Annotated in this window: 14 protein-coding genes; 7 read left to right on the top strand and 7 right to left on the bottom strand. The window is 72.3% G+C overall.

Annotated elements, in window-relative coordinates:
- Window positions 1-25 precede the first annotated feature (25 nt).
- Together OG289_RS43515 and OG289_RS43510 are read left to right on the top strand one after the other, a co-directional pair.
- Window positions 26-721: a CBS domain-containing protein gene (locus OG289_RS43515; protein ID WP_327319521.1), complete on the top strand. Its 696-nt coding sequence runs from the start codon at window positions 26-28 to the stop codon at window positions 719-721.
- A gap of 173 nt (window positions 722-894) precedes the next feature.
- Window positions 895-1,596, top strand: coding sequence for a response regulator transcription factor (locus OG289_RS43510; protein ID WP_327319520.1), 702 nt, complete (start codon window positions 895-897; stop codon window positions 1,594-1,596).
- A 122-nt stretch (window positions 1,597-1,718) separates the two neighbouring features.
- Here OG289_RS43510 and OG289_RS43505 read toward each other — a convergent pair whose 3' ends face one another.
- Window positions 1,719-3,497: an SMI1/KNR4 family protein gene (locus OG289_RS43505; RefSeq protein WP_327319519.1), complete on the bottom strand. Its 1,779-nt coding sequence runs from the start codon at window positions 3,495-3,497 to the stop codon at window positions 1,719-1,721.
- Window positions 3,498-4,140: 643 nt separating this feature from the next.
- On the bottom strand, window positions 4,141-6,027 hold the full coding sequence (locus tag OG289_RS43500) for an ABC transporter ATP-binding protein (protein WP_327319518.1): 1,887 nt from the start codon (window positions 6,025-6,027) through the stop codon (window positions 4,141-4,143).
- Window positions 6,028-6,216: 189 nt separating this feature from the next.
- On the opposite strand from OG289_RS43500, the gene OG289_RS43495 reads away from it, so the two are divergent.
- Together OG289_RS43495 and OG289_RS43490 are read left to right on the top strand one after the other, a co-directional pair.
- Entirely contained in the window at window positions 6,217-7,182 is a 966-nt protein-coding gene (locus OG289_RS43495; RefSeq protein ID WP_327319517.1) for a lysylphosphatidylglycerol synthase transmembrane domain-containing protein, read from the top strand.
- A gap of 377 nt (window positions 7,183-7,559) precedes the next feature.
- Window positions 7,560-8,657 (top strand): mechanosensitive ion channel family protein, encoded by a 1,098-nt coding sequence (locus tag OG289_RS43490; protein ID WP_327319516.1) that lies wholly within the window; start codon window positions 7,560-7,562, stop codon window positions 8,655-8,657.
- Between the two features lie 14 nt (window positions 8,658-8,671).
- Here the strand turns inward: OG289_RS43490 and OG289_RS43485 are convergent, their stop codons facing one another.
- Entirely contained in the window at window positions 8,672-10,255 is a 1,584-nt protein-coding gene (locus tag OG289_RS43485) for a M1 family metallopeptidase (protein ID WP_327319515.1), read from the bottom strand.
- A 212-nt stretch (window positions 10,256-10,467) separates the two neighbouring features.
- Here OG289_RS43485 and OG289_RS43480 point away from each other — a divergent pair, with 212 nt between their 5' ends.
- On the top strand, window positions 10,468-12,687 hold the full coding sequence (locus OG289_RS43480; protein WP_327319514.1) for an NADP-dependent isocitrate dehydrogenase: 2,220 nt from the start codon (window positions 10,468-10,470) through the stop codon (window positions 12,685-12,687).
- Between the two features lie 599 nt (window positions 12,688-13,286).
- Here the strand turns inward: OG289_RS43480 and OG289_RS43475 are convergent.
- Complete coding sequence (locus OG289_RS43475) at window positions 13,287-13,628, bottom strand: DUF5713 family protein (RefSeq protein WP_327319513.1); 342 nt, start codon at window positions 13,626-13,628, stop codon at window positions 13,287-13,289.
- A gap of 86 nt (window positions 13,629-13,714) precedes the next feature.
- On the opposite strand from OG289_RS43475, the gene OG289_RS43470 reads away from it, so the two are divergent.
- A complete protein-coding gene (locus tag OG289_RS43470; protein ID WP_327319512.1) occupies window positions 13,715-14,515 on the top strand; it encodes an N-formylglutamate amidohydrolase in 801 nt (266 codons plus the stop codon).
- 353 nt (window positions 14,516-14,868) lie between these two features.
- Here the strand turns inward: OG289_RS43470 and OG289_RS43465 are convergent, their stop codons facing one another.
- The 3 genes from OG289_RS43465 to OG289_RS43455 all read right to left on the bottom strand — a co-directional run bounded on the left by OG289_RS43465 (window position 14,869) and on the right by OG289_RS43455 (window position 17,430).
- The gene (locus OG289_RS43465; protein ID WP_327319511.1) at window positions 14,869-15,357 is read right to left on the bottom strand and encodes a hypothetical protein; all 489 of its coding nucleotides are present in this window, start codon (window positions 15,355-15,357) and stop codon (window positions 14,869-14,871) included.
- Window positions 15,358-15,362: 5 nt separating this feature from the next.
- On the bottom strand, window positions 15,363-15,938 hold the full coding sequence (locus OG289_RS43460; protein WP_442819036.1) for an RNA polymerase sigma factor: 576 nt from the start codon (window positions 15,936-15,938) through the stop codon (window positions 15,363-15,365).
- 70 nt (window positions 15,939-16,008) lie between these two features.
- On the bottom strand, window positions 16,009-17,430 hold the full coding sequence (locus tag OG289_RS43455) for a S8/S53 family peptidase (protein ID WP_327319509.1): 1,422 nt from the start codon (window positions 17,428-17,430) through the stop codon (window positions 16,009-16,011).
- 269 nt (window positions 17,431-17,699) lie between these two features.
- Here OG289_RS43455 and OG289_RS43450 point away from each other — a divergent pair, with 269 nt between their 5' ends.
- Complete coding sequence (locus OG289_RS43450; protein ID WP_327320982.1) at window positions 17,700-20,279, top strand: CHAT domain-containing protein; 2,580 nt, start codon at window positions 17,700-17,702, stop codon at window positions 20,277-20,279.
- Window positions 20,280-20,287: the final 8 nt, after the last annotated feature.

Genomic DNA, 20,287 nt, shown 5'->3' with positions numbered 1-20,287 from the left:
CCGAACGAACACCGAAGGAGTGTCCATGCACGGCACGCCGCACATCGTCAGTGATGTCATGACCCACACGGTCGCCGCGGTCGGTCGCGGGGCGGCCTTCAAGGAGATCGTGCAGCTGATGCAGGACTGGAAGGTCAGCGCCCTGCCTGTCATCGAGGGCGAGGGCCGGGTCGTCGGCGTCGTCTCCGAGGCTGATCTCCTGCCCAAGGAGGAGTTCCGCGACAGCGACCCCGACCGGTATACACAACTGCGCCGCCTGTCCGACATGGCGAAGGCCGGCGGGGTCACCGCGGAGGAACTCATGACCTCCCCAGCCCTCACCGTCCGCGCGGACGCCACACTCGCCCAGGCCGCCCGGACCATGGCCCGGGCCAAGGTCAAGCGGCTCCCCGTGGTCGACGTCCTGGGCATGCTCGAGGGTGTGGTCAGCCGTGCCGACCTGCTCAAGGTCTTCCTCCGCACGGACGAGGAGATCGCCGAGGAGGTACGGCGCGAGGTCGTGTCCTACCTGTTCCCCATGCCGGACTCGAACGTACGGGTGGACGTGCGCAACGGTGTCGTGAAGCTCGTCGGCCAGGTCCGGGCCACCTCCCTGGTGCCGGTGGCGGCACGGCTGGTCCGCGCCGTCGAGGGAGTCGTGGACGTGGACTTCGACCTCACCCGGCACGCGGAACCGAACGACGCGCCCGCAGGCGACACCGAGAGCGTCGACTCCGCGTGAGCCTGCCCGGACCGGGCGGCCGCCTCCGTCGGTCCGGGCCCTCACCTCACCGGGCACGGTGGCCCCGAGGGCACAGTGGGCCGGTCGGCCCTAGTACATTCGGTCCAGGGCGCGTGATGATCGGCATTACGGGCAGCCCGCAGCCTGTCCTCCATCGGGGAACGAGGGGTCACATGCCAGAGCCACGCACCTTCAACGAGCAGAACCCGATCCGGGTGTTCCTGCTGGACGACCACGAGGTCGTCCGCCGCGGCCTGGCCGATCTGCTCGACGCCGAGCCGGACATCGAGGTGATCGGCGACGCGGGCACCGTGGACCACGCGCTCGCGCGAGGACCCGCGCTGCGCCCCGACGTCGCCGTCCTCGACGTGCGGCTGCCGGACGGCGACGGCATCTCGGTCTGCCGGGAGCTGCGCAGCCAGATGCCGGAACTGGCCTGTCTGATGCTGACCTCGTTCGACGACGAGGAGGCCCTGCTGGACGCGATCATGGCCGGCGCGGCCGGCTATGTCCTCAAGCAGATCAAGGGGTCCGACCTGGTCTCGGCGGTGCGCACGGTGGCCTCGGGCCAGTCGATGCTGGATCCCGCGACCACGGCCCGTCTGATGCGCTCGCTGCGGGCCGACCCCGTGGAGACCCCTGCCGTGCCGTCCGAGCTGGCGAGCCTGTCACCGCGCGAGAGGGACATCCTGGCCCTGATCGGTGAAGGGCTGACCAACCGCGAGATCGGCAAGAAGCTCTACCTGTCGGAGAAGACCGTCAAGAACCACATCTCCCGCCTCCTGGCCAAGCTGGGCGTGCAGCGCCGGGTCCAGGCCGCCGTCCTCGCTTCCCATCTGGAGCAGCCGGAGGCGGGCGAACCCCGGACCAGGTGAGGTCGGACAACCCTGCGGCGCCGGTTCGTGACCCTGCACTGCCTCGAACGGGGCGTCGTCCCGGTTCCCCGGGGCGCGCTGGGCTCTCACCGGCCAGGCGCCTTTCACTCGGCTCGCTCAGCTCACTCGGCCTCTTCACCGCCGGTCCCGGCTCGGGTGCCGGCTGCCCCCTCCAGGTCCGCCGCCAACTCCGCCCTCCAGTGCGCGGACATCCGCAGACTCAGGATCGTCGCGGCAGCCGCCGGCGCGCCCGCGGCGACGAACTCGCGCAGTGCGCGGCCCGCCTCCATGCGCAGGGCCCACGCGCTGAAGTCGGTCTGGGTCACGGGGCTGTTGTCGTCGCGCCAGGCGCGCTGTCCGCCCACCAGCTGCCGGGCCGCCCACACCTCGGCGGTGAGGGTGCGGATGCGCAGGTCCAGGGGGCTGTCCGGGGAGAGGTCGACCGGTTCGCCGCGGGCGGTGCGGGCCAGCGCGTCGCTCGCCTCGTCGTACCTGTCGAACCGGGTCTCCGCCGCCAGTCTCGCCAACTGCGAGGCCAGCGCGGTACGCAGCAGGGCGGGCGGTGTCCGATCGATCAGTGCGGCCAGGTCGAAGTCGCGGACCACGCCGACGTATCGGTTCGCGGCCTGGTCGACGTCCTCCAGCACGGGCAGGAGCAGGGCGCTCGTCAGCTCCGCGTCGGTGTCGTCGTCCGGCCGGTACGTGATGCCGAACTCCCCTTCCAGTTCGGCCAGGAAGCGGGCGTACGCGGCCGTCGACCCGGGCCAGTGGTCGCCGCCCTCGCGCGGTGACAGGACATGGCGCGCGCTCTCCGGGCTCGGTACGCCGTCCTCGGTGACCGTGACCTGGACCTCCGGGCCCCGCCTGGTCAGGGCCACCGCGCGCGTGCCCGTGGAGACCCTGCGCAGCACCGCCGGGCGGGTGAACTGGGCGGCGCCGCCCTCCTGGGTCGCGTAGGCCCATCCGCCGGCGCTGCCCGCGCGGACCATCGGACGGTACGCCGCCCACGGCGAGCCCGCCGCCTCCTGGGCCCGGCCGCGCGTGCGCGGGCGGACGGTGTCGGGTACCGCGCCCAGCCGACGCAGCAGTTCGGCCGGGGTGAGGTGCTCAGCGAAGACGACGTCGGGCTGGGTCGGCGGGGGCGGTGAGGGGGTCCTGTGCCGGATCCAGGTGAGGCGCGCGCCGGTACCCCGGCCCTCCGGAGCGAGGAACGGCTCGGCGGGAGCCGGCGGCTCCGGCTCCGGTTCGGCGGACTCGGCGGCCAGCGCGAGTGGGGAGACCGGGTCGGGGACGGCGGTCCTCTCGTCGTCCCACAGCAGGGCGCCCTCGTACGCCAGTGGTGTCCTGCCGTTGAACGGGCGGCCCCTTTCCAGGGCGTCCGCGAGGTCGGCCAGTACATGGCGGAGGGACGCCCACCCCGTGAAGGAGGGGCTGTCCTCGTCGAAGTATCGGCCGGGGCGGCCCCAGTTGCGGCCGGGGTGGCAGGAGAGGAACAGGCCGTCGGAGGACTGCCAGCCGACACCGAGGGTGATGAGCAGCCAGTCCTGGTGCCAGTAGGTGGCGATTTCGTCGTAGTCCTCGTCGTCCTCGTCGAGGACTTCGGCGTCCGGGACGTCCGCGCCGATGCCGCGCAGGAACGTGGTGCTCTTGACGATGTCCGCGAGGCTGGACGGCGGCCCGTAGAGCGCCAACACGGGTGCTCCGGGCTGGAGTTCCACGCCGTCGTGGCAGCTCAGCGAGGCCACCAGATCGGGGTGGAAACGGATCCCGAGCGCGCGCTCGGCAGCCCTGATGTCCGACGGCGACGCGGGCGGGCGCAGTTGGGCGTGGCTGACGGGCGCGTGGCGCAGCAACCAGGCGTCGATACGGGTCCACGAGTCCTCAACCGCGGGAATACTCATGATCGGACCATACGGGCTGCCACTGACATCGACCTTGGCAGGCAGGTTCTGGTGGTCGTGGCTCTGCCACTGACCGACGTCCTGCTGGGCTGTCTTCCCGTTGTTCTGCCGTGACACCCTCGCCAGGACCGGCATCGCCGAGGCGGCGGCCGGCGCAGCCCTCGCGATGTCCTGGACGACTTCCGCGGCCTCTCCTTCGGCACCGCGCTCTCCTCCAGCCCCGCCGCCCTGCCCACCCTGCTCGTCTTCGCCCGCCCCGGGCACGTCCTGTTCGGCTGGCGACCGGCCCTTCGCCCCCGTGGCCGCCGGTCAGTACTTCGCCAACGGCCTCGCCGGCGACATCGGTCCACTTCACGCTCGCGGCCGTCAACCGCACCACCGCCGACGCCCTCTCCCCCCACGAGGACCCCGGCGGTGGGATACAGACCGCTGCCGACGGTGTAGACGAAGTTGTTCGATACGGCGAGGACGCGTGGGGGCCGGGGCGGGTAACAGCCGGTCTCCGGCGCGGACCTGGGACCGGGATGCCGCTCGGTCGGTGTGGTGTGACACGCACAGCAGGCTGCGGTAACGGGCTTGTACACCACACCCCTTACAGGCCTCACATCGCGCCGGTCGGAGTGAGGCCGTCACAGCACGGCCGTCACAGCACGGGCACCTCGGTCATCCCCGGCTGCTCGAACTGCGTCCGGTACAGCTCCGCGTACCGTCCGCCCGCCGCCAGCAGTTCCTCGTGCGTACCGCGTTCCACGATCCGGCCGGATTCGACGACGAGGATCAGGTCGGCGGCGCGCACGGTGGACAGGCGGTGGGCGATGACGACCGCGGTGCGGTCCGCGAGCGCCTCGGCGAGGGCCTCCTGGACGGCTGCCTCGGAGGTGTTGTCGAGGTGGGCGGTGGCCTCGTCGAGGATGACCACGCGCTGGCGGGCCAGCAGCAGCCGGGCGATGGTCATGCGCTGGCGTTCACCGCCGGAGAGCCGGTAGCCGCGTTCGCCGACGACCGTGTCGAGGCCGTCGGGCAGGGACCGGACGAGGTCGTCGAGGCGGGAGCGGCGCAGGGCGTCCCAGAGGTCGTCCTCGGTGGCCGTCGGGCGGGCGAGCAGGAGGTTCGCGCGGACGCTGTCGTGGAAGAGGTGGCCGTCCTGGGTGACCATGCCCATGGTGGCCCGCAGCGAGCTCGCGCTCAGGTCGCGGACGTCGACCCCGCCGACGCGGACGGCGCCCGAGTCGACGTCGTAGAGGCGCGGCAGGAGCTGGGCGATGGTCGACTTGCCGGCGCCGGAGGAGCCGACGAGGGCGACGGTCTGCCCGGGGTCGGCGCGGAAGGAGACGCCGTGCAGGACCTCGGCGCCGTCGCGGGTGTCGAGGGCGGCGACCTCCTCCAGGGAGGCGAGGGAGACCTTGTCGGCGGACGGGTAGCCGAAGCGGACGTCGTCGAACTCGACGGAGACGGGGCCCTCGGGGACCTCGCGGGCGTCCGGTTTCTCCTCGATGAGCGGCTTCAGGTCGAGCACCTCGAAGACCCGCTCGAAGCTGACCAGCGCGCTCATCACCTCCACGCGGGCCCCGGCGAGGGAGGTCAGCGGGGCGTAGAGGCGGGTCAGGAGCAGGGCGAGGGCGACCACGGCGCCCGGTTCGAGGGTGCCCTTGAGGGCGAAGTGGCCGCCGAGGCCGTAGACGAGGGCGAGGGCCAGGGCGGAGACGAGGGTCAGGGCGGTGATGAAGACCGACTGGGCGGTGGCCGTCCGGACGCCGATGTCCCGGACCCGGGCCGCCCGGGCCGCGAACTCGGCCGACTCCTGCTCCGGGCGGCCGAACAGCTTGACCAGGGTGGCGCCGGGCGCCGAGAAGCGCTCCGTCATCCGGGTGCCCATCGCGGCGTTGAGCGCGGCCGCCTCCCGCTGCATGCCGGCCATCCGGCTGCCCATGCGGCGGGCCGGGATCACGAACACCGGCAGCAGGGCGAGCGCGAGCAGCGTGACCTGCCAGGACAGGGTGAGCATGACGGCGAGGGTGAGCACCAGGGTGACCAGGTTGGAGACCACTCCGGAGAGCGTGTTGCTGAACGCGCGCTGGGCGCCGATCACGTCGTTGTTGAGTCGGGAGACGAGCGCACCCGTACGGGTACGTGTGAAGAACGCGACCGGCATCCGCTGCACATGATCGAACACGGCCGTGCGCAGATCGAGGATGAGTCCCTCCCCGAGCGTCGACGAGAGCCTCCTGCCCAGGATGCCGAGCGCCGCCTCCAGCACCGCGATGGCCGCGATGAGCAGGGCCAGCCGGACGACCTTGCCCTCGTCACCGTGCGACACGATCGCGTCGACGACCCGCCCGGCGAGGACGGGGGTGGCCACCGCGAGCAGTGCGGTCACCACCCCCAGCAGGACGAACAGTGCGATCCGGCGGCGGTGCGGGCGGGCGAACGCGCCGATGCGGCGCAGCGTCTCACGGTCGAAGGGGCGGCGTTCCTGCTGGGCGTTCATGACACTGTGCAGTTGCATCCACGCGGTGGTCTCCATGCTCATGGGACCGACCGTAGAACCTCAAGCAACGTTGAGGTCAATGTTCTCCAGATATCCCCGGCATCCACCGCGTCGCCGACCGGTACGAAGACCCGGACAAAGGACCAGACGAAGGACCCGATGACCGTACGCAATGTTCCGTCCCCGCTTCCGCAACCCGCCGTTGGCGCCGTGCGGAGAACCTCTCCGAGTGTGACAGCGGTTCCCGTTCCCCCAGGCAGGCCGGCCCGGCGTGTGCCGGTGCGCCAGGTCCTGTGTCTGCTTCCGCTCCTGCTCGTCACCGTGGTCGCGGTGCGGCACCGGTCCGTCCTCGCCGAGGGGTTCACCCAGTTGCGGAGAGCGGAGTGGCCCTGGCTGCTGGCCGCGGCCGGGGCGACCTGTCTGACGTGGGTCGCGGCGGCCTTCACCCGGCAGGGCGCGGTCGTGGAGCGGCTGCCCGGGCGGCGGCTGCTGGCCACGCAGTTCGCGGCGGGCGCGGCCAACCACCTGCTGCCGACGGGCCTGGGCGCGAGCGCGGTCAACCTGCGGTTCATGACCGTGTGCGGGGTGCCGCTGGCCCGCTCCTCGGCGGCCCTCGCGCTGTATCTGCTGGCGGAGGGTGTGGCGAGGGTGGGCCTGCTGGCGGTGCTGCTGCTCGTCTTCCCCGACGCGCTGCGGCTCGGTTCCCTGCTGCCGGACGGCGTGCTCGGCCCGCTGCTGGGGGCGCTCGGGGTGGCGGCGCTCGTGGCGGCGGGCGCGCTCGCCCTCGTACGGCGGCTGCGGTCGGCGGTGTGCTCGTTCCTGCGCACCGCGCTCGGCGAGGCGCGGTCGGTGCACTCCCGGCCGGCCCGGGCGCTGGCCCTGTGGGGCGGTTCCCTGGCGTTCCCGGTGCTCCAGGCGGCCGGCCTCGCCGCGGTGGGACAGGCGTTGGGGCTGCCGGTGCCGGTGGCGCACATGGCGGTCGCGTATCTGGCGGCGACGGTGGCGGTCGCGCTGGTGCCGACGCCGGGCGGGATCGGCTCGGTGGAGGCTGCGCTGGTGGTGGCACTGGTGGCGGCGGGCGGCCCGGTGGCGGTCGCCACCGCCGTGGTCCTCGGCTACCGGATCATCACCGTGTGGCTGCCGCTGGTGCCGGGGGCGTTGACGCTCGGGGCACTGGTGCGGATGAAGGTCATCTGAGCGGCCTTCGGGTACGGCGCTTGCCAGGAGGCGGTGCGGCGGGACGGCCGTCCGCGGACCAGGAGTTCGTGGCCGGGGAGCTCACACCCGCGTACGCCGCCCCCGGTGCTGTCGCGTCCGTACGCGGGGGCGATTTTCGGCCGGGTTCGCGGGAACTGCCCCGGTGGGGCCGCCCTGAGCTGCGCGATCCCGTCGGCGAGGCCGGTTCCTCGGGTACGAACTCCCGTGTCGGATACGGCAGGATGAGCGGTTGCGCCTCCTCCGTTCGAGGGGCGCGACCGCACTTCCCGGAACCGAGCAGGTGACATCGTGACGAGACTTCACATCCGGCCGTCGGCGGCCCCGTTTGCCGCGGATCGACTTCCCGGAGGTGACCGGTGAACCGCGCCCTGACCCTGGACGACGGCGTCATCGCCGGAATCGCCCTGGCCACCGGTCTGTTGGCCGCCTTCCTGTCGCGCACGCTGCTGCGCTGGCTGGGGAAGCACGCCAAGCGCACGAAGTGGAGCGGCGACGACGTCGTCGTGGACGCGCTGCGCACCGTGGTGCCGTGGGCGGCGATCGCCGCCGGCGCCGCGGCCGCGGGCGCGGTGCTGCCGCTGACGAAGGCCGTCCAGCACACCGTCAACCAGTGTCTGACGGTGCTGCTGATCTTCGTGGTGACCGTGTCGGCGGCGCGGGTCGTCGCCGGTCTGGTGCAGTCGGTGACCTCCTCGCGCTCCGGTGTCGCCGGGTCGGCCACGATCTTCGTGAACATCACCCGGATCCTGGTCCTGGCGATCGGCTTCCTGGTGGTACTGCAGACGCTGGGCATCTCCATAGCCCCGCTGCTCACCGCCCTGGGCGTCGGCGGTCTGGCCGTCGCGCTCGCCCTCCAGGACACCCTCGCGAACCTCTTCGCGGGCATCCACATCCTCGCCTCCAAGACCGTCCAGCCCGGCGACTACATCAAGCTGAGCAGCGGCGAGGAGGGCTACGTCGAGGACATCAACTGGCGTCAGACGACCGTGCGCGCGCTCTCCAACAACCTCGTCGTGATCCCCAACGGGCAGCTCGCGAAGACGAACATGACCAACTACATGCGTCCCGAGCAGCAGTTGACGATCCTGGTGCAGGTGGGCGTGGCCTACGACAGTGACCTGGAGCACGTGGAGCGGGTGACCATGGAGGTCATCGAGCAGGTCATGACGGGTGTCGAGGGCGCTCTTCCGGACCACGAACCCGCCATCCGCTTCCACACCTTCGGCGACTCGCGGATCGGTTTCACGGTGATCCTGGGCGTCGGCGAGTTCAGCGACCAGTACCGGATCAAGCACGAGTTCATCAAGCGCCTGCACCGCCGATACCGCGAGGAGGGCATCCGGATCCCGGCACCGGCCCGGACGGTGGCGTTGCAGCAGGGCGCGGTGGTCATCCCGCAGCAGCGCACGGCCGACGACGTCGTGCAGGGCGAGGTGTCCGCCCTGCACGACTGACGGCGGCCGACGCCTCAGAGGGTCGCGGAGTTCTCGTGCCAGCGTCCGCCCGTCCGGCGCGGGGCAGTGAGGGACGGCGTCACCGGGGTGACCGTCCAGTCGGGATGGCCGGGCATCCTCGGTGTCGTCGTGCCGTACAGCCAGTCCCGCAGGAACCCGGACACGTCCTGGCCGGAGACCCGGCAGGCGACGGCGATGTAGTCCTCGGTCGACGCCGAGGAGTTGCGGTGGCGGGCCAGGAAGGCCCGCTCGACCGCGTGGAAGGCGTCCTCGCCGATCAGTTGCCGCAGTGCGTACAGGACGAGGACGCCGCCCAGGTAGCGCTGGCTGTCGAAGAGGTTGACGGCGTTCGGCGCGGCGACCGGGCCGGAGGTCTTGCGCCACTGGTCGCCGCGCGCGTAGGTGTCCTTCATCCGGGCCTCGAAGGTGGTCAGGCCCAGGGAGTCCGCCCAGCCGCGCTCGTAGCGGTACAGCAGCCCGTAGAAGTCGGCGTGGCCCTCGTTGAGCCACAGGTCGGCCCAGGTGGCGGGGCTGACGCTGTTGCCGAAGTAGGAGTGGACCAGCTCGTGCATCATGTGCGAGCCGATCTTCGGCTCCGCCTGGAGCAGGAAGTTCGGCTTGTACAGGGTGAGGGTCTGGGTCTCCAGGCCCGTGAAGTCGAAGGCGTTCGGGTCGTCGGAGTTGCAGGGCAGCAGGCCGTACGTCTCGAAGGGGTAGGCGCCCAGCCGCGCCTCGATCCACTCGACCAGGCCGGGGGTGAGGGCGAGCGCGGGCTCCAGCGCCTCGGCCCGCGCGGTCGGGACGACGTCACGCAGGGGCAGTCCGTGCGGTCCCCGGCGCTCCTTGACGACGTAGTCGCCGACCGTGATCTGCACGAGTTCGGTGGCGATCGGCGAGCGGGAGCGGTAGGTGTACGCGATCCGGTCGCCGGCCAGGTGCTCGGTGCACACGAGCGAGCCGCTCGCGACGGCGCGCAGGGCGGCCGGGACCGTGATCCGGCAGGTGAGGTCCGCCTTGTCCGACGGGTGGTCGTTGCAGGGGAAGACGGTGTGCGCGGAGTCCGGCTGCGGGCAGACGGCGAATCCGTCCGGCGTGGGCACCCAGGCGGTGTGCGGGAGCGCGCGACGCGGGTCCGCCGTGTACGTCACACACACGGTGACCCGGGCCCCGGCGGGCAGGGGCCGGGCGGGGGTGATCCGCAGCTTCTCGTCCACCTGTTCGAAAGTGGCCGTGCGGCCGTCGACGCGGACCGTGTGTATGTCCAGGCCGAGGGAGTCGAGCGAGAGGCGGGTGAGGGGCTGGGCGGTGCACAGTTCCAGGGTCGCCGTGGCGTCGACGAGGGCGGTCGCGGGGTCGTAGGACAGGTCGAGGTGATAGGCGGCGACGCGGTAGCCGTCATTGCCGAGGGCCGGGAAGACGGGGTCACCGAGGGTCTCCGGCGCCGGACCGGCACCCGACTTCCCGCCCGTGTCCTTCGTGTCCGTGCCCGCCACGTCCGCGTCCTTCGTGTCCGCGTACGCCGCGTTTCCCCCGGTCAGGACGGTTGCCGTGCCGATCAGGGCGGCCGCAGGGGCCGTCAGTCTGCTGCGATATCTCATGGTCCGCTTTCGCTCGGGCGGCCGGGTGGTCGGACCGGCCGCCGGATCAGTGGGCGCTCACCCTCCATGACCACCGGTCGGGGCTTGGCGGTTGCCTGAAAGCGGTACTTCCTCACACGTCCCGCACGCGGACGCGATCCGCTGTCGAGTCGACCCCCGGCACGAGATATCTTGATGTCGAGCAATGTTGCAGACGTGGAGCGGAGCACCCGGTGACTGACTCGACCATCATCTATACGCACACTGACGAGGCCCCGGCCCTGGCGACGTATTCCTTCCTGCCGGTGGTCCAGGCGTACGCCTCGCAGGCCGGTGTCTCCGTGGAGACGCGGGACATCTCGCTGGCCGGGCGCATCATCGCCGTGTTCCCGGAGTACCTGACCGAGGACCAGCGGATCCCGGACGCCCTGCACGAGCTGGGCGAGCTGGCCAGGACGCCCGAGGCCAACATCATCAAGCTGCCGAACGTCTCGGCGTCGATCCCGCAGCTCAAGGCCGCGGTCGCCGAGCTGCAGGCGCAGGGCTACGCGCTGCCGAACTACCCGGACGACCCGAAGACCGACGAGGAGCGGGAGATCCAGGCCCGCTACGACAAGATCAAGGGTTCCGCTGTCAACCCGGTCCTGCGTGAGGGCAACTCCGACCGCCGCGCCCCCGCGTCGGTCAAGAACTACGCCAAGACCCACCCGCACCGCATGGGCGCCTGGTCGTCGGAGTCGAAGACCAACGTCGCCACCATGGGCGGACACGACTTCCGCTCCACCGAGAAGTCCGCGGTGATCTCCGAGGCCGGCTCGCTGAAGATCGAGCTGGTCGCCGAGGACGGTTCCACCACGGTTCTCCGTGAGTCCGTGCCGGTCCTGAAGGACGAGGTCGTCGACGCCTCCGTGCTGCACGTGGCCGAGCTGCGCGAGTTCCTCACCGCGCAGATCGCCCGCGCCAAGGCCGAGGACGTCCTGTTCTCGGTGCACCTCAAGGCCACGATGATGAAGGTCTCCGACCCGATCATCTTCGGTCACGTGGTCCGCGCGTTCTTCCCGAAGACCTTCGAGCAGTACGGCGCTACGCTGGCCGCGGCCGGCCTCTCCCCCAACGACGGTCTGGGCGGCATCCTCAAGGGCCTGGAATCCCTCCCCGAGGGCGAGGCCGTCAAGGCCTCCTTCGAGGCCGAGATCGCCGAAGGCCCGGCCCTGGCGATGGTCGATTCCGACAAGGGCATCACCAACCTGCACGTGCCGTCCGACGTCATCGTCGACGCCTCGATGCCGGCCATGATCCGCACCTCCGGCCACATGTGGGGCCCGGACGGCCAGGAGGCCGACACCCTCGCGGTGCTGCCCGACTCCTCCTACTCCGGCGTCTACCAGGCCGTGATCGACGACTGCCGCGCCAACGGCGCCTTCGACCCGTCGACCATGGGCTCGGTCCCGAACGTCGGTCTGATGGCGCAGAAGGCCGAGGAGTACGGCTCCCACGACAAGACCTTCGAGATCAAGGCGGCCGGCACGGTCCGCCTGGTCGACCAGGCCGGCAACGTGGTGCTCGAGCAGGCGGTCGCCGAGGGCGACATCTTCCGCGCCTGCCAGACCAAGGACGCGCCGATCCGCGACTGGGTCAAGCTCGCCGTCACCCGCGCCCGCGCCACCGGCGACCCGGCCGTGTTCTGGCTGGACGAGACCCGCGCGCACGACGCCCAGCTGATCGCCAAGGTCAACGCGTACCTGGCGGAGCACGACACCGAGGGCCTGGACATCCGCGTTCTCGCCCCGGAGGAGGCCACCAAGCTGTCGGTGGAGCGCATCCGCCGCGGCGAGGACACGATCTCCGTCACCGGCAACGTCCTGCGTGACTACCTGACCGACCTCTTCCCCATCCTGGAGCTGGGCACCAGCGCCAAGATGCTGTCGGTCGTCCCGCTGATGGCGGGCGGCGGCCTGTTCGAGACGGGCGCCGGCGGCTCCGCCCCGAAGCACGTCCAGCAGCTGGTCAAGGAGAACTACCTGCGCTGGGACTCCCTCGGCGAGTTCTTCGCGCTGGTCCCCTCCCTGGAGCAGTTCGCGACGTTCACCGGCAACACCCGCGCCCAGGTCCTCGCCGACACCCTCGACCGCGCCACGGCGACCTTCCTCAACGAGGACAAGTCCCCGACCCGTCGCGTCGGCGGCATCGACAACCGCGGCAGCCACTTCTTCCTGTCGCTGTACTGGGCGCAGGAGCTGGCGGCGCAGACCGACGACGCGGACCTGGCCAAGGCCTTCGCCCCGCTCGCCGAGACGCTCGCGGCGAACGAGCAGAAGATCGTGGACGAACTGCTCGCCGTCCAGGGCAAGCCGGCCGAGATCGGCGGCTACTACCAGCCCGACCCGGCCAAGGCGGCGGCGGTCATGCGCCCGTCGGCCACGTGGAACGAGGCCCTGGCGTCCCTGAGCTGACCCCCTGAAGCACCCCTCCGCCCCGACCGGCATCCGCCCGGCCGGGGCGGAGCTGTGTGCCCTCCAGCCCGTCAGGCGTTGGAGGCGAGGTCCCCACCGGGGCTGAAGCGGGGCCTGGGGGGTGGCAGCTCCCGGGGGGACGGGATGAGCCGGGGCTGCGCCTTCCCGCTCCTGAAGCAGCGCGACCAGGTCGCGGCCGAGGCGGGGCCGGCGGCCGAGGCGGGGCCGGCGGACGCGCCGGGCACCGGCCGACCGGTGGACGCAGGTCGTCGCCCCGTGGGCACAGGTCGTCGCCCCGTGGACGCAGGTCGTCGCCCCGTGGGCACAGGTCGTCGCCCCGTGGGCACAGGTCGTCGCCCGGTGAGCGCGGGTCGTCGGCAGGTGGGCGCGGGTCGTCGGCAGGTCGATGGCGGGTGACGGGCCGTGGACCGGGCGGCGCCGTACCCGCCACGGGTCGAGGCCCTGCCCCTGACGGCCGCGACGGCGCCGGCAAGCACGGCGGCAGCGAGCGCGGAACAGATCGGCCGGGCGGGCTTTCGGCTTCCTGGTCGAGACGGATCAGATGGCGGCGCCGGCGCGGGAGTTGCTCCGCCGGACGTTCACCAGTCCCGTGTTCCGATCAGCTCCTCCACGTCCGCGTCCGCGAAGCCGTAGGCACGGGCGACGAACCAGAAGTCCTCGGCCAGCTCCTCGCGTGCCACCGTCTCGATCTCGCTGTCGGCCGCCCAGAAGGCCTCCTGAAGATCGTTGAACTCCTCGGTGGCGGCGTGGGTCAGGACGTACAGCGCGGCGAGGTCGGCCGGCCGCTCGGCCTCGATGCGCTCGCACAGGCGCGACAGGATCTGCTTGCCCCGGTCCACCAGGTGATCGGGGTAGTAGTCGTCCCCGTACAGCGCCTTCAGGAAGGCGTGTCCCGTCACCTGCTCGTTCGTCACCGCCATGCCGTTCTCCCGCCCTTCCCCGACCGTGTTGTGATGGCACCTCCGATCATGCACCACACCACTGACAACGCCCCGGGAGCAGCCTCATGACCCCTGCCGCACCGTCCTTCGCGTTCCTGCCCGGTGCCTCCGGCTCACCGGTGATCCTGCATGTGCCGCACTCGGCGCGGGAGATACCGGCCGAGGTGCGGGCGGGCATCGTGCTGGACGACGGGGCGCTGGAGCGGGAGCTGGACCACATCACCGACTCGCACACCGCGGAGATCGCCGAGGAGGCGGCCAGTCTGGCGGGCGTGACGCCCTGGCGGTTCGTGAACCGGCTGTCGCGGCTGGTCGTCGATCCGGAGCGGTTCCCGGACGAGCGGGAGGAGATGCGGGCCGTCGGCATGGGTGCCGTCTACACGCGGACCACGCATCGCGAGGTGCTGCGGCTCGCGGAGACCGACCCCGAGCCGCTGGTCGCACGCTACTTCCGGCCGTACGCGCAGGCGATGACCGACGCTGTCGCCGAGCGGCTGGCGGCCGTCGGGCGGGCCGTCGTCGTCGACGTGCACTCCTATCCCAGCCGGCCGCTGCCCTACGAGCTGCACGGGGAGGGGCCGCGGCCGCCGGTCTGTCTGGGTACCGACGCCTTCCACACCCCGCCCGGGCTGCTCGCCGCCGCGCGGGAGGCGTTCGGGACGGCGGTCGGGGAGACCGGGCTCGACAGCCCGTTCTCCGGGACGTACGTGCCCCTGGAGTACTACGGGACGGAGCCGCGGGTGAGCGCGCTGATGGTGGAGATCCGGCGGGACACGTACATGACCGAGCCGGGCGGTCCGGCCGGCCCGGGGCTCACCCGGCTCGCCTCGGCGCTGGCGTCCCTCGTGGCCGCCGTCACCGGCTGACCTTGGGCCGGAGCGCTCCCGCGCGGCAGGCGAACCGGGCCGGCGAGGTTGGAGGGCATGGCCGAGGAGACCACCACGCTGACCGGCCGGGCCCCACCCCGGCTGCGGGACCGGCCCTCGCTCGACCTGAACGACACGGAGTTCGACCCCGGTCCTGGCCGGGCCGATGCGGGAGGGCCCGCTGACCCGGATCCGCCTGCCGCACGGCGAGGGCCGGGCCTGGCACGGCCACCCGCTACGCGGACGTACGGTGCCCAACGATCCGCGGTTCGGCCACACCGAGCTGACGATCCGTCAAGCAAGGTGGACGGCACCGCACTTCAGGCGCGCCGTCAGGCGCGAGCTCTCGGGGCTCAGGCGCGCAGCCACTCCGTGACGACAACCTCCCCGCCGGTCCGCAGGCGTAGGGCGAACGGGCCGGTGGGCGGTGTTTCGCAGGCGAAGCGGCCCATGTCGTCGGCAGTGAGGGCGGCGCCCGCCCGGGGGCCGTGCAGGACCTCGATGGAGGCCGACTGGGGCGGCAGCAGCTGCCCCATGAGCCCCTCCCCGGTCACCTCGACGTCGACCGTCAGCCCACCCGTGTGGAAGGTCAGCATCCGCGGCACGTCCTCCGCTCCCCGCACCGGGAGGGCGTCGACCAGCGAGTCGAACGTCAGCTCGGCGATCCGGGCGTCCAGGTCGTGCAGGGCGTAGGCCTCGATGGCGGCCCGCCGCAGTTCGGCCGGCACCGGGTCCAGGATGGCGGCGGCCTGGCGGAGTTCCTCCTCCAGCCGGTCGTGGTCGAACTCCTCGTCGACGAAGGGGACTTCGCCGAAGATGTCGTCTCGCTCGTCGTCGTTCATGGCGTTCACAGGGCTCCCCGTGCGTCGAGTCGGGCGCGCAGGCGGCGCAGACATCGCTGGCGCATCGGTCCGATGCTGCCGACGGCGATGCCCAGCGCGGCCGACACCTCCTGATAGCTGGGCGGCGGCGAGGCGATCAGCACCCGCAGCAGTTGTCGGCAGCGGTCGCCGAGCGCCTCGAACTCCTGCCACAGGAACCGCACGCGCTCGCTCTGCGCGGCCGCCTCCTCCGAGTCGAGGACCGACTGCTCAGGAGTCCGTTCCTCACTGGCCCGGTCGAGCAGCTGGGGATCGTCGGTCGGCGTCAACCGCCTCAAGCCCTTGATCACTTTCAGGCACTCGTTGCGCGCGGTGCTCGCGAGCCAGGAACCCGCCTTGTGCGGCTCGCGGATCCGACCGAGATGCTGGGCGAAGCGGAACCAGACGGTCTGGTACACCTCGTGGCCGTCGGCGTCGGAGAGCCGGTGCGCGCGCACGACGGACCAGACCAACGGGCTCAGCCCGTCCACCAGCGCTTTCCAGGCCGCCGTGTCACCGTCGACGGCGGACCGGACGAGCGCGCCGACATCAGTACGGTCCACGGTCCCACCCCTCGTGTACGGCCTGTCATCGTACGCCGTGGCGGGGCTCGTCTCGGACCTCATGATGCCCTCACGCCGGACCGACCTGGACCGGGCGCCAGGTGGGCGGACGCAGGGCCAGTACGTGGGCCCCACGCACCTCGGCGAACTCGGTGTTCGCGGTGAGCAGTCGGCGGGCGGCGGCACGTGGATCGGTCTCCTGGTGCGCGGTCATGCAGGCGGCGACGAGCCCGGCCACCACCGGAGTCGCGAAGGACGTCCCGCTCCAGGCGGCCAGCCCCTCGAACATCACCTGGTCCGGCTTGCCCGGGGTGACCTGCTGCGCCTCGCTCAACACACCGGTGTGGCGTGGAGATCGGCAGGTGCAGGAGTAGGTGAAGCCGTAGCGGCAGGCCTCGTAGGTGGAGTGCTGGTAGACGTACGGGACGGGTGTGTCGAAGCCGGTGAGGGCGCTGGTGAGGCGCTCGCCGGGGGCGTACACCTTCACCCAGGCGCCGTGGTTGCTGAAGCAGGCGCCGAACTCGCCGTCGCCGCGCAGCGCGCCCACCGACAGCACCGCGTCGGCGTAGTCGGGCAGGGCGGCGTAGGCGGCGGGCCAGAAGGGCGCGGCGCTGGCGTTGTTGCCGGCGGCGGCCACCAACAGGGTGTCGTGCGCGCGGAGTTCCTCCATGAACGCGGCCACGCCGAGCAGGCCGTCGACGCGGCCGTTGGAGGTTCCTGCGGAGAGGCTGATGATGTCGGGCCAGCCGTCCTCGACGGCGTCGAAGAGCTTCTCGCCGAACTCGGACTCCAGGATCGCGCCGGCGTCGTTGAGTGTGTTCCGCACGGTGACGTCGGTGTTGGGGGCGACGGCCGCGACGAGTCCGGCGATGAACGTGCCGTGGCCGACGTACTGCTGGAGGATCCCGTCCTCGTCGGTCTCCCTGAGCTGGGCGTCGCCCTCGGTGTGGGCCAGCAGCGGGTAGGAGCGGTAGTCGTGCGTCAGACCGGTGTCGATGACGAGCACACCGACGGCGCCGTCCGCATCGTGGGCCTCCTGGGCCGCGGACGGGTTGGGCGGCTCGGTGCGCGGGGCGGGCACCGGCTCGTCACCGGGGCAGGCGTTGACCGCGATCGACACCACGTGGTTGCGGCTGACCAGTCGACGGCCCGCGCGTCCCTCCGCCTCCCGCAGCGCGCGCAGGGCACCCGCCACGGTGTGGTCGCCGGCGCGGCCGCCCTCCCCCGGGTCGCCGACCCGGACGCGGGTGATCCCGGAGCGGTTGGTCTGCGGGCCCGCCCGGCGCACATGATCCGGGACGAGGCCCTCGGTCGCGGTGAAGTGCGAGCGGACGGCGTCCTCGACGACCTGGGCCTCCTCGCCGTCACGGGCGAGGACGACTCCCTTCTCGTAGATGAACTCGGCGGAGTCGTCCGGCCCCATCGCCAACGGGACGTCGGACAGCGCGCGTTGGATCTGGTCGAACTGCTCGTGGAAACGCTGTGGTGCCATGGCATGTCCTCCCCTACAGCCGGTGGTCGTCAGCAAGACCCGCGAGGAGGTCGTCTGATACAGGTGGTGCGACGACGGGTTCGGGTGGTGCGGTTGCGGAGTCGGGTGGTGCGGCAGCGGCCGCGCGCCCCCTCATTGCGCCGACTTCGTTGACTCGACGTCCAATTGTTACTGGTGGATACGCTGCCGAACCGGTGTGGCGTGCAGACCGGAGCACTACCATCCGTGGAGTGACAGCGGGAAACGACAGGGTTCTCGAACTGCTGCCGATGGTGTTCGCCGCCCCCAGCGAAGCGTTGTCGCGGGCGGAAGGAGTGCTCGACACCGATCCGACGCCGTTGCACGCCTCGGTCGCCCACCAGGTGATCGGCATCTGGCAGCGGGACTGGGGCGACATGCGTCTCGCCCTGGACCATCTACGGCGCGCCCGGGATCTCGCGGCGCGCTCGGACTCGGCCGAGCGGGAGGCGGACGTCCTCGGCACGCTCGGCGTGGCCCTGGTGCACGCGGGCCGCACCCGGCAGGGGCTGGCGGCGTTCGAGCGCGGCGTCGAGCGCGGCACGGGCCACACCCGCGCGCGCGTGCTGTACCGGCGGGCCTACTCCTTGTGGGTGCTCGGCCTGCATCGCGAGGCGCTGGAGGACGTACGCCGGGCGATTCCCGTGCTGCGCGGGGCGGACGACGTCATCTGGACGGCGCGCGCCCTCACTCTGCGCGCCACCGTGCACCTGGCCCTCGGGGCGGTGGACCGGGCCGAGGCGGACTTCACGGCCGCCGAGGCGCTGTGGGACACCACCGGCCAGGAGCACGACAAGGCGGACGCGGTGGAGAGCCGGGGGCTGGCCGCGTTCCGCTCCGGGGATGTTCCTGCCGCGCTGCGGCTCCTCGACGAGGCGGAGGAGCGCTACGCCAAGCTCGGCACGCCGACGTTCATGCTCAACATCCGGCGCTGCGAGGTCCTGATGGCGGCCGGACTCGCACCGGAGGCACTGGCCGAGGCGGACGCCGCCATAGGGGTGCTGGACGGCATCGGCGGGCAGTCCACGCGCAAGGCGGAGCTGCTGCTGGCGGCCGCGAAGGCGGCGCGGCTGGCGGGTGATCCGGGGACGGCGATCGCGCGCGCGGCGGTGGCCGAGCGGCTCTTCGCGGGGCAGCGGCGCACCTGGTGGGAGACGCACGCGCGACTGGTGCTGATCGAGGCCCGGGTGGCCACCGGGCGCGCCTCGGGCCGGCTGGTCGCGGACGCCGCCAGGCTCGCCGAGCGGCTCGCCGCCTTCCAGGCGCCGGCCGCCCCGGAGGCCTGGCTGCTGGCGGGCCGGATCGCGCTGGAACTGAACTGGACGACGGACGCCGAACGCTATCTGCAGATCGCCGCCCGCAGCCGGCGCAGCGGCCCGCCGCTGGCTCGGATGACGGGCTGGGCGGCGCAGGCCCTGTGGGCGCGGGCCGCCGGCTCGGGCCGGGGTGTGCTGGAGGCCTGCCGGCGCGGACTCGACGTCCTCGACGACCACCGCACGACGCTGGGCGCCTCCGAACTGCGGGCCCGGGCCACCGCGCAGGGCGCCGAACTCGCCGCGCTGGCCCAGGAGGTCAGTCTGGAACGGGGCGGGCCACGGCAGTTGCTGGTGTGGAGCGAACGCTGGCGGGCCACGGCGCTGTCGACGCCGCCCACCCGGCCGCCGGCCGACCCGGCGCTGCTGAGCGGGCTGACCGCGTTCCGGGTGATCGCCGACCGCGCGGAGGCTGCCCGGATGGAAGGCAGGCCGGTGCCGACTCTGGAGCGTGAACAGCGGCGCCTGGAGCGGGAGATCCGCTCCCGGACCCTGCACATCCGCGGGGTCACGCCCTGGGGCGGCGACCGGTTCGGCGGCGACCGGTTCGACGCGGGCCGGCTGCTGGAGCGGCTCGGCGAGGGAGGGCTGATCGAACTCGCCGTACTGGACGGGCGGGTTCAGGCGCTGCTGTGCGGGGGCGGGCGGGTGCGCCGGTTCGCGGGCGGGCTGCTGGCCGAGGCGGAACGGGAGGCCGAGCACGTCCAGGCCGGGCTGCGACGGCTGGCCCATCCCGGGGCGGAGGGCCGGCTGCCGGTGGTGGAGGCTGCGGGGCGACGGCTGGAGGAACTGCTGCTGGGCGAGGCGGCGGAGCACCTGGGCCCGGGTCCCCTGGTGGTGGTGCCGCCGGCCCGGCTGCACCGGGTGCCGTGGGCGCTGCTGCCGTCGCTGCGGGAGCGGGTGGTCAGTGTGTCTCCGTCGGCCAGTGGCTGGCTGCGGGCGCGGGAGACCGAGCCGCCGCCGGGCGGCCGACAGGTCCTGGTGCGGGGACCGGGGCTCGCGACCGGCGGGGCGGAGGTGCCGGAGGTGGCCGGACGGTACGGCGCACCGATCGTGCTGGAGCAGGCCGACGCCCATGTGCCGCGCGTGCTGAGGGAGTTGGACGGAGCGGCGCTGGCGCACATCGCCGCGCACGGCACGTTCCGCGCCGACAGCCCGATGTTCTCGTCGCTGCGCATGGCGGACGGTCCGCTGATCGTCCACGACTTCGAGCGGCTCGCCCGCAGCCCGTACCGGATCATCCTGTCCAGCTGCGACACCGCCCGGCTCGCCTCGGTCGGCGCCGACGAACTCCTGGGCCTGGTCACGGCGTTGCTGCCGCTGGGTACGGCGGGCGTGGTGGCGAGCAGCGCGCCCGTCAACGACGCGGCGGTCGTCCCGCTGATGCTGGCCCTGCACAAGAGCCTCGGCGCCGGTCTGTCCCTGGCGGAGGCCCTGCGGGACGCGCGCGCCTCGCTGCCGGGGGACGCGCTGCACCAGGCGACGGGGTGGGCGTTCACGGCGTTCGGCGCGGCGTGACACGCCCT

Source organism: Streptomyces sp. NBC_01235 (assembly GCF_035989285.1).
Taxonomy (GTDB): Bacteria; Actinomycetota; Actinomycetes; order Streptomycetales; family Streptomycetaceae; genus Streptomyces.
Note: the sequence above shows the minus strand (reverse complement) of the source record. Positions and strands in the feature narration are given on the sequence as shown.